At 71.5% G+C, this 12,904-nt stretch carries 9 protein-coding genes; 5 read left to right on the forward strand and 4 right to left on the reverse strand.

Translation table 11 applies throughout. The annotated features are described in order from the left end of the window. Nucleotides 1-20 precede the first annotated feature (20 nt). The 4 genes from BM127_RS15880 to BM127_RS15895 are packed head-to-tail and all read left to right on the forward strand — an operon-like array spanning nt 21 to nt 5,333. On the forward strand, nt 21-1,544 hold the full coding sequence (locus BM127_RS15880; protein ID WP_091200016.1) for an ABC transporter ATP-binding protein: 1,524 nt from the start codon (nt 21-23) through the stop codon (nt 1,542-1,544). Beyond that, nucleotides 1,541-2,815: an ABC transporter permease gene (locus tag BM127_RS15885; protein ID WP_091200018.1), complete on the forward strand. Its 1,275-nt coding sequence runs from the start codon at nt 1,541-1,543 to the stop codon at nt 2,813-2,815. Before BM127_RS15880 ends, BM127_RS15885 begins: the two co-directional genes overlap by 4 nt. Further along, the gene (locus BM127_RS15890) at nt 2,812-4,116 is read left to right on the forward strand and encodes an ABC transporter permease (protein WP_231263213.1); all 1,305 of its coding nucleotides are present in this window, start codon (nt 2,812-2,814) and stop codon (nt 4,114-4,116) included. The genes BM127_RS15885 and BM127_RS15890 overlap by 4 nt, the downstream gene beginning before the upstream one ends. A gap of 53 nt (nt 4,117-4,169) precedes the next feature. After that, nucleotides 4,170-5,333, forward strand: a complete 1,164-nt coding sequence (locus BM127_RS15895; protein ID WP_091200020.1) for a sensor histidine kinase — start codon at nt 4,170-4,172, stop codon at nt 5,331-5,333. On the opposite strand, the gene BM127_RS15900 is transcribed toward BM127_RS15895, so the two are convergent. Genes BM127_RS15900 through BM127_RS15915 form a run of 4 tightly spaced genes read right to left on the reverse strand, consistent with a single transcriptional unit; the run spans nt 5,319 to nt 11,529 of the window. Then, nucleotides 5,319-6,515: an amidohydrolase gene (locus BM127_RS15900; RefSeq protein ID WP_091200021.1), complete on the reverse strand. Its 1,197-nt coding sequence runs from the start codon at nt 6,513-6,515 to the stop codon at nt 5,319-5,321. The two genes, BM127_RS15895 and BM127_RS15900, sit on opposite strands and share 15 nt — an antisense overlap. 12 nt (nt 6,516-6,527) lie before the next feature. Next, nucleotides 6,528-7,517 carry a methylmalonyl Co-A mutase-associated GTPase MeaB gene (meaB, locus tag BM127_RS15905; protein ID WP_091200023.1) on the reverse strand — a complete coding sequence of 330 codons (990 nt, stop codon included), beginning with the start codon at nt 7,515-7,517 and terminating at the stop codon, nt 6,528-6,530. After that, a complete protein-coding gene (gene scpA / locus BM127_RS15910) occupies nt 7,517-9,712 on the reverse strand; it encodes a methylmalonyl-CoA mutase (RefSeq protein WP_091200025.1) in 2,196 nt (731 codons plus the stop codon). Before scpA ends, meaB begins: the two co-directional genes overlap by 1 nt. Beyond that, entirely contained in the window at nt 9,709-11,529 is a 1,821-nt protein-coding gene (locus tag BM127_RS15915; RefSeq protein WP_091200027.1) for a methylmalonyl-CoA mutase family protein, read from the reverse strand. The genes scpA and BM127_RS15915 overlap by 4 nt, the downstream gene beginning before the upstream one ends. Nucleotides 11,530-11,670: 141 nt before the next feature. Between BM127_RS15915 and BM127_RS15920 the strand changes: the two genes are divergently transcribed. Then, the gene (locus tag BM127_RS15920) at nt 11,671-12,891 is read left to right on the forward strand and encodes a hypothetical protein (protein WP_091200029.1); all 1,221 of its coding nucleotides are present in this window, start codon (nt 11,671-11,673) and stop codon (nt 12,889-12,891) included. The last annotated feature ends 13 nt before the right edge of the window (nt 12,892-12,904 follow it).

Raw genomic sequence — 12,904 nt, forward strand, 5'->3', positions numbered from 1 at the left:
GACCCCTAGGATGCGATGCCATGAGACTCGTCCTGCGAGGCATCACCAAACGCTTCGGCAGCGTGGTGGCCAACGAATCGATCTCCCTCACCGTCGAGCCCGGAGAGATCCACTGCCTGCTCGGCGAGAACGGCGCGGGCAAGTCGACGCTGATGAACGTCCTCTACGGCCTCTACAAGGCCGACGAGGGCGAGATCGAGCTCGACGGCGAGGTCCAGCACTTCACCGGCCCCGGCGACGCCATGGCGGCCGGCATCGGCATGGTCCACCAGCACTTCATGCTCATCCCCGTCTTCACCGTCGCCGAGAACGTGATGCTCGGCAACGAGTCCACCGGCTTCGCCGGCACGCTCGATCTCGACGCCTCCCGCGAGCGCGTCACCGAGATCTCCGAGCGCTTCGGCTTCCACGTCGACCCCGACGCCCTGGTCGAGGACCTCCCCGTCGGCGTGCAGCAGCGGGTCGAGATCATCAAGGCCCTCTCGCGCGACGCCGAGCTGCTCGTCTTCGACGAGCCCACCGCGGTCCTGACGCCCCAGGAGACCGACGAGCTGATGGAGATCATGCGCCAGCTCAAGGAGGCCGGCAAGGCGATCGTCTTCATCACCCACAAGCTCCGCGAGGTCCGCGCCGTCGCGGACCGCATCACCGTCATCCGCCTCGGCAAGGTCGTCGGCGAGGCAGACCCCAAGGCCAGCAACGTCGAGCTCGCCTCGATGATGGTCGGCCGCCCGGTCGAGCTGGTCGTCCACAAGGACGCCCCGACCCTGGGCGCCGACGCGCTGGTCGTCAAGGACCTCCGCGTCGTGGACCTGGCCGGTCACAAGCAGGTCGACGGGCTCAGCTTCACCATCCGTGCCGGCGAGGTCCTCGCCGTCGCCGGCGTGCAGGGCAACGGCCAGACCGAGCTGACCGAGGCCCTCCTCGGCCTCCAGGACGACGTCAGCGGCTCGATCGTGCTCGACGGCATCGAGCTGGTCGGCAGGTCGACGCGCAAGATCCTCGACTCCGGCGTCGGGTTCATCCCCGAGGACCGCCAGGTCGACGGACTGGTGCCCCAGTTCACCATCGCCGAGAACCTGATGCTCAACCGCAGCTTCAAGTCCCCCTTCGTCAAGAGCGGCAACCTGCGCATCGGCGCGCTGCGCGAGTTCGCCGAGGTGAAGCTCAAGGAGTACGACGTCCGCGCCCGCGACATCGACTCGCTGGCCGGCAACCTGTCGGGCGGCAACCAGCAGAAGGTGGTCGTCGCCCGGGAGCTCTCGCGCGACCTGCGCCTGCTGGTCGCCGCGCAGCCCACCCGCGGCGTCGACGTCGGCTCGATCGAGTTCATCCACAAGCAGATCGTCGCGACCCGCGACAGCGGCATCCCGGTCCTGGTGGTCTCCACCGAGCTCGACGAGGTGGTCGCCCTCGCCGACCGCATCATGGTGCTCTACCGCGGCCAGGTCGTCGGGATCGTCCCTGCGGACACCCCCCGCGAGACCCTCGGCCTGATGATGACCGGCGAACGCCCGAAGGACCTGAAGGACGTAGTGGCATGAGCGACACCGACAAGCCGCAGCCGGACGACAAGCCCGACGCGGCCACCGAGGCACCGAGGACTCCGGAGGTCGACGCCACGGAGGACGCGAGCGCCGCGGCCGACCCCGACGCCCGGTCCCGCTCGCTGCTGCGTGAGATCGCGTCCGGTGACGCCCTCGCAGGCGTGCTGGCCGTGTTCCTCGCGGTCTTCGTCGGCTCGGTGATGATCGCCGCGACCAACGAGGGCGTGCGCGAGACCGCGACCTACATCACCGCGCGGCCCTCCGACTTCTTCAACGCCCTGTGGGAGGCCATCTCCGGCGCCTACAGCGCGATGTTCCGCGGCGCGATCTTCAACTACAACCTCACCGAGCCGGCCCAGCAGTGGCGCCCGCTCACCGAGACGCTGAAGTTCGCCGGCCCGCTCATCGCAGGTGGCCTCGGCGTCGGCATCGCGTTCCGGGCCGGCATGTTCAACATCGGTGGCCGCGGCCAGATGCTCATGGCCGGCGGCGCCGCCGGCTGGGTGGGCTTCGAGCTCGACCTGCCGACGATCATCCACCTCCCGCTCGCGATCCTCGTCGGCATGGTGGTCGGCGCCCTCTGGGGCGGCATCGCCGGCCTGCTCAAGGCCCGTACGGGCGCCCACGAGGTGATCGTGACGATCATGCTCAACTACGTCGCCTACTACCTGCTCTTCTACGCCCTCTCGCGGCAGTTCCTCCTCCAGGCACCGGGCTCGGCCAACCCCAAGTCGCTGCCGATGAAGGAGACCGCGATCCTGCCCAAGGTGCTGGGCGACCAGTTCAACCTGCACCTCGGCTTCGTGCTCGCACTGGTCGCGGTGGCCTTCGCCTGGTGGCTGCTCAGCAGGTCCACCCTCGGCTACCGGATCCGTGCGGTCGGCGAGAACCCGCACGCGGCCCGCGCCTCGGGCATCAACGTCGGCAAGACGTACACGATCGTGATGCTGATCGCGGGCTCGCTCCTCGGGCTCGCCGGCGTCAACCAGGTGCTCGGCACCGTCACCAGCGGCGTCTCGCTCGACCTCGACGCCTCGATCGGCTTCGACGCCATCACCGTGGCCCTGCTCGGTCGCTCGCGGCCCTTCGGCATCCTGGCCGCCGGTCTCCTCTTCGGCGCCCTGAAGGCCGGTGGCTTCACCATGCAGACGTCCGAGAACATCTCGGTCGACCTGGTGCTGGTGGTCCAGTCGCTGATCGTCCTCTTCCTCGCCGCACCTCCCCTGGTGCGCGCGATCTTCCGGCTCCCCGCCCAGGAGGCCAAGTGAGCACCGTGACCACCCCCACCCCCGCCGAATCCGGCGGGCTCGCACCGGACCCGGCCGTCGTCGCCCGCAAGGGCTCGGGTGCCAAGAAGCTGCCGATCATCTTCGGGGTGATCTCAGCGCTGCTCGCGATCGTCCTGCTCCGGTCCGGCCACACGGGCGACACCACCTTCCAGCTCTCCGCCGAGACCGACTTCGTGACGCTGCCGGACATCGTGGTGCCCTCGATGCTCACCGCGTGGCTGATGGTGCTGGTCTGCGTCGCCCTCACCGCTGAGTCCGTACGCCGCATGCTGGCGCACACGCCCCAGCCGATCTGGATCCCGATCGCCTTCGCGCTCGCGTGGATGACCGGCTTCCTGAGCTGGGCGGCCGCCGACGAGCGGATCCGGGTGGTCAGCCTCTTCGCGGGCGCGGTCGCGCTGGCCATCCCACTCATCTTCGGTGCGCTCGGCGGCGTCCTGGGCGAGCGGGCCGGCGTGGTCAACATCGCCATCGACGGCCAGCTCCTCTTCGGTGCGTTCGCCGCGGCGATCGCCGCCTCGACGACCGGGTCGCCGTGGGCAGGTCTCGTCGCCGCCGCGGTGGCCGGCGCCCTGGTGGCGCTTGTCCTGGGCCTGTTCGCGATCACCTACCTCGTCGACCAGGTCATCGTCGGCGTGGTGCTCAACGTGCTGGTGATCGGACTGACCAACTTCCTGTTCCGCCAGGTCCTCACGCCCAACGCCCAGACCCTCAACGCTCCCGAGGGGTTCAACCGGCTGCCGATCCCGATCCTGGGCGAGATCCCGCTGGTCGGTCCGATCTTCTTCCGCCAGACCGCGCTGGTCTACGTGCTCTACGCCGTGGTCGCACTCGTGGCGTTCGGCCTCTACCGCACCCGGTGGGGCCTCCGGGTCCGCGCGGTCGGCGAGCACCCGAAGGCGGCCGACACCGTCGGCATCAAGGTCAACCTGACCCGCTACCGCACGATCCTGCTCGCCGGCGCCATCGCCGGCATGGGTGGCGCCTACTACACCCTGGTCTCCGTGAACCAGTTCAACCGCGAGCTGACCAGCGGTGCCGGCTACATCGCGCTCGCCGCGGTCATCTTCGGCAAGTGGGACCCGATCCGGGCGACCCTGGCCGCGCTGCTCTTCGGCTTCGCGACCAACCTCGGTGGCGTGCTGTCGGCGATCGGCTCGCCGGTGCCGACCCAGTTCATGCTGATGCTCCCCTACCTCGTCACCATCTTCGCGGTGGCGGGCCTGGTGGGCCGCTCGCGCCCGCCGGCCGCGGTCGGCATCCCCTACCAACAGCAATGACCGTCCCTCGGTGACGAGGGGCCCGGGCAGGAGTCGAACACTCGGAGGTTCTGATGGATGCTGAGCAGCCCGGCCCGAGCCCGTCGTCGGCCGCGTCGCTGGGGGACAGCGCGCTCTCCCAGAGCAGCGAGCGCTATGCCTCGATGTTCACCCACCACCCGCACGCGGCCTACTCGGTGGACCGGCACGGCTACTACACCGACGCCAACGACCGGGCGCTGGAGATGACCGGGCTGAGCCTGCAGCAGATGAGGCAGACGCACTTCGCCCAGGTCATCCACCCCGAGGACCAGCACCTGTTGCGGGAGGCCTTCGACCGCGCGATGGCGGGCGAGCCCCAGCTGGTCGAGGCACGCGTCCTGCGTGCCGACGGCGGGATCGTCGACATCCGGTGCACGGCCATCCCGGTCGTCGTCGGCGGTGAGGTGGTCGGGGTGCACGGGATCACCGAGGACACGACCGAGGCCAAGCAGCTGGTGCGACAGCTGAAGGAGGCGCATGCCGCCAAGTCGCTGTTCCTGGCCACCGTGAGCCACGAGGTCCGCACACCGCTGGCCGTGCTCATCGGGGCCACCGACCTCCTGATGGATGCCGAGCTGGAGGCAGAACCGGACCACTACGCACGCCTGGTGCATCGTTCCAGCGAGCGACTGATGCGGCTGGTGGACGACATCCTGGAGTTCTCGGGTCTCGAGGGCGACCGGGGGTTGCTGCACACGGGTCCGTTCGAGGTGCACGCGGTCATCGAGGACATCGAGGAGTGGGCGGTGCCGCTCGCCGAGGACCGTGGCCTCGCGATGTCCTTCGTCGTCGACGCGTCCGTGCCGGCGACCGTACTGGGCGACGCCCTGCGCGTCAGCCAGGTCGTGACGAACCTCGTGCAGAACGCCATCGGGTTCACCGAGCGCGGCAGCGTCGACGTACGCGTCCGCGCAGGTGTCCGCGAGGCCTGGATCGAGTTCGCGGTGACCGACACGGGCATCGGGATCAGCGAGCACCACCTGGACAGCCTGTTCGAGCCGTTCACCCAGGCGGATCCCTTCGCCGCGCCGGGCGACCAGGGCGTCGGGCTGGGCCTCGCCATCTGCCGTGAGCTCGTCGACCTCATGGACGGTCAGCTGGAGGTGTCCTCCACGCTGGGCCGCGGGAGCACGTTCACGTTCGGCGTGCCGCTCGGCCCCGCACCTGACCAGGGCGCGGACTCAACCCGCAGCTGACAGCGCCGTGACCGCTGCCTCGGCCAGCACGCGGGCCGCGATGCAGGTCGCCGACTCGTCGATGCGCAGGTTGCCCTGGTGGAGGTCGTACGTCGGTCCGCCGGGCGTGCGCGTGCCGAGCCGGGCCATCGCCCCGGGCACCGAGTCGAGGTACCAGCCGAAGTCCTCGCCGCCGAGGCTCTGCGTCGTCGTGACGTGGCCGTGCGGACCGAGGACGCGGTCGAGCGCCTCGCCGAGCAGCACGGTCGAGACAGGATGGTTGACCACCGGCGGCACGCCGCGCTGGTAGGTCACCTCCGCGGTGACGCTGTAGGGGGCCACGATCGAGGTGATCAGCTGGCGGATCAGGTGCTCGGCGTCCGCCCAGGCGACCGCGTCGAGCATCCGGACGGTGCCCGCGACGATGCCGCCGTGCGGGATCACGTTGGGGGCAGAGCCGGCGCGCACCATCCCCCACACCACGCTGACCCCGGCGCGGGGGTCGAGGCGGCGGCTGAGGATGGCCGGCAGCTCGGTGATCACCTTGCCGAGCGCGAAGGTGAGGTCCTCGGTCAGGTGGGGGCGCGAGGTGTGCCCGCCCTTGCCGATCAGCCGTACGGTCAGCGAGTCGGCGGCGCCGGTCAGCGGCCCCTCGCGCAGGCCGATCCGGCCCACGTCGAGGCTCGGGTCGCAGTGCAGGCCGAAGACGTGGCTGACACCCTCCAGGGCGCCTGCCGAGATGAGGTGCAGCGCCCCGCCCGGCATCACCTCCTCGGCGGGCTGGAACAGCAGCCGCACCCGTCCCGGCAGCAGCCCGCGCGCCGAGACCTCGGCCAGCGCCAGCCCGGCACCGATGAGACCGGCGGTGTGCACGTCGTGGCCGCAGGCGTGGGCCACGCCGGGGGTGGTGCTGCGCCACGGGTCGGAGATCAGGTCGTCGACGGGCAGGGCGTCGAGGTCGGCGCGCAGGGCGACGAGGCGGCCGCCGGTGCCGATGTCGGCCAGCACTCCCCCGCCCGCGGGACGGGTGACCGCCCAGCCGGCTCCCTCGAGGGCGGAGAAGACCGCGTCGGAGGTGCGGTGCTCCTCCCAGCTCAGCTCGGGGTGGGCGTGCAGGTCGCGGCGCAACGCGACGAGGTCGTCGGCGTGCTTGTCGACGACCTCGGCGATGACGGTGGTGGCGGGGGTGGCTGCTTGAGGCATGACCGGTCCACCCTAGTTCGTCCTGCCGTCGTAGGCGGCAAGTAGCCGATCCGCGGCCAACGGCGCCGCGAGCTCGCCCGACAGCACCGCACGTCGTACGTCGTCGCGCACCGCAGCCACCCCGGCCGAGGACCGCAGCCGCTGCGCGAGCTCGTCGCGCACCAGCGCCCACATGAAGTCGAGCTGCTGCTCGGCACGCTTGTGCGCCAGCCCGTCGACCCCGAGGTGCTCGCGGTGGGAGCCGATCCGCTCCCACACGTCGTCCACGCCGGCACCTGTGAGGGCCGAGCAGGTGACGACAGGTGGCGCCCACTCCGAGTGGCCGCGCACGAGGCGGAGCGCACCGGAGAGCTCGCGCGCGGCGACCCGGGCGCCGGCCTCGAAGTCGCCGTCGGCCTTGTTGACCGCGACCACGTCGGCGATCTCGAGGATGCCCTTCTTGATGCCCTGGAGCTGGTCACCGGTGCGCGCGAGGGTGAGGAAGAGGAAGGTGTCGACCATCCCGGCCACGGTCACCTCGGACTGCCCGACGCCGACCGTCTCGACCAGGACGACGTCGTGCCCGGCGGCCTCGAGCACCAGCATCGCCTGCGTGGTGGCCCGTGCGACGCCACCGAGGGTGCCGGCCGAGGGTGAGGGCCGGATGAAGGCGCGCGGGTCGACCGCCAGCGCGGCCATGCGGGTCTTGTCGCCCAGCACCGAGCCGCCGGTGCGCACCGAGGACGGGTCGACCGCGAGCACCCCGACGCGGTGCCCGGCGGCCGTCAACCGGGTGCCGAGGCTCTCGATGAAGGTGGACTTGCCGACGCCGGGGACCCCGGAGATGCCGACGCGCGTCGCGAGCGGCCGATCGACGGAGGCGAGCGCGGTGAGGAGCTCGCGCGCCGCGGCCCGGTGCTCGGCCGTCGACGACTCGACGAGCGTGATGGCACGGGAGACGTCTGCGCGCCGACCCGCCACCACCCCCTCGACGAGCGCGGGGACGTCCACCGGACGCGGCATCAGGCGTGCTGCTCCCGCAGGCGCGCGAGGAGGTCGAGCGCGGACTCCGCGATGACGGTGCCCGGCAGGAACACCGCCGCCGCGCCCATCTCCCGGAGCGTCTCGACGTCGTCGGGCGGGATGACGCCGCCGATCACGATCATGATGTCCGGGCGGCCCTGGTCGGCCAGCGCCTGCTTGAGCGCGGGCAGCAGGGTGAGGTGGCCCGCCGCGAGCGAGGAGACCCCGACGATGTGCACATCGGCGTCGATCGCCTGCTGGGCGACCTCCTCCGGCGTGGAGAACAGCGGGCCCACGTCGACGTCGAAGCCGAGGTCGGCGAAGGCGGTGACGACGACCTTCTGGCCGCGGTCGTGGCCGTCCTGGCCCATCTTGGCGACCAGGATGCGCGGGCGACGCCCCTCCTCGGCCTCGAACTCCTCGGTGGCGGCGAGCACCTCGGCCACCTTGGTGCCGGCTGCGGTGCCTGCCTCGTCGCGGTACACGCCGCTGATCGTACGGATCACGGCCTGGTGGCGGCCGTAGACCTTCTCCAGCGCGTCGGAGATCTCACCGACCGTGGCCTTGGCCCGGGCCGCGTCGACGGCCAGCGCGAGGAGGTTGCCCTCGAGGGAGCCGCCACCGACCGGTCCGCGCTCGGCGGAGGCGGTCAGCGCGTCCAGCGCACGGCGTACGTCGTCGTCGTCGCGCTCGGCACGCAGCCGCTCGAGCTTGGCGACCTGCTGGCGGTAGACGTCGTCGTTGTCGACGCGCAGCACGTCGAGCTTGTCCTCGACAGGGAGCCGGAACGTGTTGACGCCGATGACCTTCTGGCTACCGGAGTCGATCCGCGCCTGGGTGCGGGCGGCCGCCTCCTCGATGCGCATCTTCGGGATGCCCTGCTCGATCGCCGCGGCCATGCCGCCGGCCTGCTCGGCCTCGAGGATGTGCGCCCACGCACGCTCGGCGAGGTCGTGGGTGAGCTTCTCGACGTAGTAGGAGCCGGCCCACGGGTCGATGATCTCGGTGGTGCCGCTCTCCTGCTGCAGCAGGAGCTGGGTGTTGCGGGCGATCCGGGCCGAGAAGTCGGTCGGCAGCGCGATCGCCTCGTCGAGGGCGTTGGTGTGGAGCGACTGCGTGTGGCCCTGGGTGGAGGCCATCGCCTCGATGCAGGTGCGGCCGACGTTGTTGAAGACGTCCTGCGCGGTCAGCGACCATCCGGAGGTCTGGCTGTGGGTGCGCAGCGAGCGCGACCTGGGGTTCTGCGGGTCGAAGTCGTCGACCAGCCGGGCCCAGATCGCCCGGGCTGCGCGCATCTTCGCGACCTCCATGAAGAAGTTCATCCCGATCGCCCAGAAGAAGGACAGTCGCGGTGCGAACTGATCGATCGTCATGCCGGTCGCGAGGCCAGCGCGGATGTACTCGACACCGTCGGCCAGCGTGTAGGCGAGCTCGAGGTCGGCCGTGGCTCCGGCCTCCTGGATGTGGTAGCCGGAGATCGAGATCGAGTTGAAGCGCGGCATCTTCTGCGACGTGAAGGCGAAGATGTCGCTGATGATCCGCATGCTCGGCGACGGCGGGTAGATGTAGGTGTTGCGGACCATGAACTCCTTGAGGATGTCGTTCTGGATCGTCCCCACGAGCTGCTCCGGCTTCACCCCCTGCTCCTCGGCGGCCGCGATGTAGAGCGCGAGCACCGGCAGCACGGCGCCGTTCATCGTCATCGACACCGACATCTCGTCGAGCGGGATGCCGTCGAAGAGGGTGCGGGTGTCGTAGATCGAGTCGATCGCCACGCCCGCCATGCCGACGTCGCCGCGCACGCGCGGGTGGTCGGAGTCGTAGCCGCGGTGGGTGGCGAGGTCGAAGGCGACGCTCAGGCCCTTCTGCCCGGCGGCGAGGTTGCGCCGGTAGAAGGCATTGGACGCCTCCGCGGTCGAGAAGCCGGCGTACTGCCGGATCGTCCACGGCTGGGTCGTGTACATCGTCGGGTAGGGCCCGCGCAGGAACGGCGCGATGCCCGGCCACGTGTCGAGGCCGTCGAGGCCGTCGAGGTGCTCGGGGCCGTAGACGGGGAGGATGTCGATGCCCTCCGGGCTCGTCCACGGCTCGCCGCTCATCGAGCGCGCAGCCGCTGCCGCCCGCTGGTTGAGCAGGTCGCCCTGCGACCGTGTCGAAACCAGGGGCACGTCGGCGAAGTTCTCCGGGACGGTCATCGGCTGAGCTCCTCTCGGACCCGGCCCAGGAAGCCGAGCGCATCGACCCCCATGGCACACGAGTCGTCCACGTCGGTCACGGTCCGGTCCCCCGGCTTGCCCGCCAGCACGACGTACGACGCTCCTGCCGCTCGCAGCGCGGCGACCAGGTCGGCACCCCACTCGGCGTAGGCCGCATCGGTGCCGGCGAGGCACACGACGCGCTGGCCGGCGTAGGCCGCCATGACAGCGGCGGCGTCGGCGGTCGCACCGGCCGCCTCGACGGCCACGCCCCCGGCAGCGAACAGGTTGGTGGCGAAGGTGGCCCGGGCGGTGTGCGCGGAGATCGGGCCGAGGGTGGCCAGGAAGACCGGGCGTGCGGCGGGTTGGGCGCGCATGTCCTCGTAGGCGTGGCCGTAGCGGCGCGCGTAACGGTGCGGAGCGTGGTCGCGCTCGGGCAGCACCTCGTCGAGGTTCGGGAACTCCGAGACCCCGGTCAGCGGCCGCGAGCGGTCCGCGACCTGGGCGTCGCGCGCTGCGGCCACGGCCTTCACCCGCTCCTTCACGCCGGCGCGGGCATCGTCGGCGAGCGCACCGCCGGCCGCCTCGATGTGGCCGAGCTCGGCCCAGCCGGCGATCGCGAGGTCGTCGGTGAGCTTCTCGACCGCGTAGGAGCCGCCGGCAGGGTCGGCCACCGCGGCGAGGTGGGACTCCTCGATCAGGAGCGAGGAGGTGTTGCGGGCGATCCGGCGACCGAAGGTGTCGGGCAGGCCGATCGGCTCGTCGAAGGGCACCACGGTCAGCGCGTCGGCGCCGCCCACCCCGGCGGCGAAGGCCGCCACCGTGCCGCGCAGCATGTTGACCCACGGGTCGCGGCGGCTCGTCATCGGACGACTGGTGACCGCGTGGAGCGACATCTCACCGTCTCCCCCGCTGGCCTCCAGCACACGTGCCCAGAGTCGCCGCACCGCACGGAGCTTCGCGATCGTCGGGAACTGCTCGTCAGTGGCCGCGAGCCGGAACTCGATCATCGCGGCCGACTGGTCGACGGTGAAACCCTCCGCCGCGAGCAGGCGCAGGTAGGCGGCTCCGGTCGCGATGACCCACCCGAGCTCCTGCGCGTCGCTGGCTCCCTGGTCGTGGAGTGCAGTGCCGTCCACCACCAGGGAGCGGACGCCGAGCTGGAAGCCACGGCGCACGACGGGCGCGAACAGGTCGCGGGCGGTGGCGCCGTCGTCGCGCACGGCGTAGGACAGCATCTCGAGGGTCTGCAGGTCGAACGACAGGTTCGTCCCAGGGTGCACGGCACCGTCGACACCCTCGAGGAAGTCGGCGAGGCTCTCGACCTGCTCGGTCGAGGGACGGTCCAGCACGACGGGCGCCAGGTCGAGCAGCACGCCGGTCAGCACGGTGTCCCAGTCAGGACCGTCGTGGCCCTCGACGTGGAACAGCAGCGAGGTCGCACCGTTCTCCAGGTCCTGCAGGGCAGCCTCGTTCGCGGCCTCGGCGTCGACGACCTCGACCTGGGTGCGTACGTCCCAGGCGCCGGCACGCACCGGCCGCCCGGCGGTGGTGAGGCGCTCGAGGTCGGACTGCTGCCCGATGGGCGCGACGTCGATGCCGTCCAGCGTGGTGCGGGTCAGCGTCGTCCACACGTCGGAGTCGGGCGCGTCCTCGCCGAGGCGGCGGGCCTTGCGCAGCACCGCGGCCGTGGCGGCCTCCCACGCGGCGGCGTCGTAGGCGTCGTCGTCGCCCACGAGGCGCAGCGTGCCCTCTTCGGGCTGGAGCTCCTCGGGCTCGGCCAGGCCACCATCGAGGGCGCCGTCGCTGTCGGTCATGAGTCGCAGGATAGGACGAGCGTCACCTCGGGGACACTGCGCGTGTCTATGGGATACCTCTCACAGAGGTCCGGATCGTCCCGGCGGGCCGGGACTGCAGCCCCATGCGCCGGGCGTGGCAGCGTGCCTAGCGTCGCCGTCATGACCGACGTCTTCTTCCACGTGGGACTGGCCAAGACCGGCACGACCACCATCCAGGCAGCGCTCGAGGCGAGCGCTGGGAGGCTCGCGGCCGAAGGGGTGCTCTTCCCTGGCGGGCACCACCGCGCCCAACGGCTGGCGGTCTACGACCTGCTCGGACAGAGGGTGCGGGGCGAGGAGGGCGAGCGCGTCGCTGGGTCGCTGCAGCGACTGCTGGACGAGGTGTCCGCGCATGACGGCCCGTCGGTCGTGGTGTCGGAGGAGGAGTTGTCGCTCGCCCGCCCCCGCGAGGTACGACGGCTGGTGCGCCGGCTCGACGGCCACCGGGTCTTCGTGGTGGTGGGCGCGCGCGATGTCGCCCGCACCGTGGTCTCGGCGTGGCAGCAGACCGTGGTCAACGGCGGGACGATCAGCTGGCAGGACTTCATCGCGTCCGTGCGCGGCGAGATCGGCGCCGCACCCAGCGAGGGCATCTCGTTCTGGTGGCGGCACGATGTCTGCCGCGTCATCGACGCCTGGGCCTCGGCCGTCCCGGTGGACCGCATCCGCCTGGTCACAGTCCCTCCCCCGGGGGCCGGTCCCGGCGCGCTGCTGGAGCGCTTCGGTGAGGCAGCGCGCCTGCCGGACGGCTGGAGCGGATCGCAGCAGGTCCCGCGCAACGCATCCCTCGGCGCGGCCCAGCTCGAGGTCGTGCGCCGGCTGAACGAGTCGGTCACGGGCCGGCTCAACACCAGCCAGCACCGGTTCGTGGTGGAGGCCGGCATCCGGACCCGGCTGGTCGGAGCCCCCGACCGGTCCCTCAGGCTGCCGGCGGAGCACTGGGCGTGGGCGCGGGCCCACGGCGAAGCGCTGGTGGCCGAGCTGGAGCAGCGCGGCCTGGCAGTGCACGGCGACCTGGGCGACCTGCTGCCCGAGTGTCCGGTCGCCCCCACGCCGAACCTCGACGAGGTGGGGGGCGAGGAGCTGCTCGCGGCGACGCAGGCCGCGCTCACCTCACTGGCCCTCGACCACGGACGACTCTTCCGCCGCTACCGGCGCGCGTTCCTCGAGACCGAGGGACGGCTGCCCGGGCCGGCCGAGGTGCTCGCGAGCCAGGCACGCGCCGGCAGCTTCCACCTCCGGAAGTGGACGCTGCACCAGGCCGACCACCACCCCCTCGTGGCGCGTGCCTCACGCGCCTACCTCGGCCGTACGACGCGTCCTCGGGTCGTCGACCGCTGAGCGCTCCCACGAC

Origin of the sequence: Nocardioides alpinus, assembly GCF_900112035.1 — a bacterium.
Lineage (GTDB): Bacteria > Actinomycetota > Actinomycetes > Propionibacteriales > Nocardioidaceae > Nocardioides > Nocardioides alpinus.

Coding starts and splice junctions, on each gene's coding strand:
- BM127_RS15900 (WP_091200021.1), bottom strand. CDS start 6,515: ATGCCTCAAGCAGCCACCCCCGCCACCACCGTCATCGCCGAGGTCGTC.
- scpA (WP_091200025.1), bottom strand. CDS start 9,712: ATGACCGTCCCGGAGAACTTCGCCGACGTGCCCCTGGTTTCGACACGG.
- BM127_RS15915 (WP_091200027.1), bottom strand. CDS start 11,529: ATGACCGACAGCGACGGCGCCCTCGATGGTGGCCTGGCCGAGCCCGAG.
- BM127_RS15895 (WP_091200020.1), top strand. CDS start 4,170: ATGGATGCTGAGCAGCCCGGCCCGAGCCCGTCGTCGGCCGCGTCGCTG.
- BM127_RS15920 (WP_091200029.1), top strand. CDS start 11,671: ATGACCGACGTCTTCTTCCACGTGGGACTGGCCAAGACCGGCACGACC.
- BM127_RS15880 (WP_091200016.1), top strand. CDS start 21: ATGAGACTCGTCCTGCGAGGCATCACCAAACGCTTCGGCAGCGTGGTG.
- meaB (WP_091200023.1), bottom strand. CDS start 7,517: ATGCCGCGTCCGGTGGACGTCCCCGCGCTCGTCGAGGGGGTGGTGGCG.
- BM127_RS15885 (WP_091200018.1), top strand. CDS start 1,541: ATGAGCGACACCGACAAGCCGCAGCCGGACGACAAGCCCGACGCGGCC.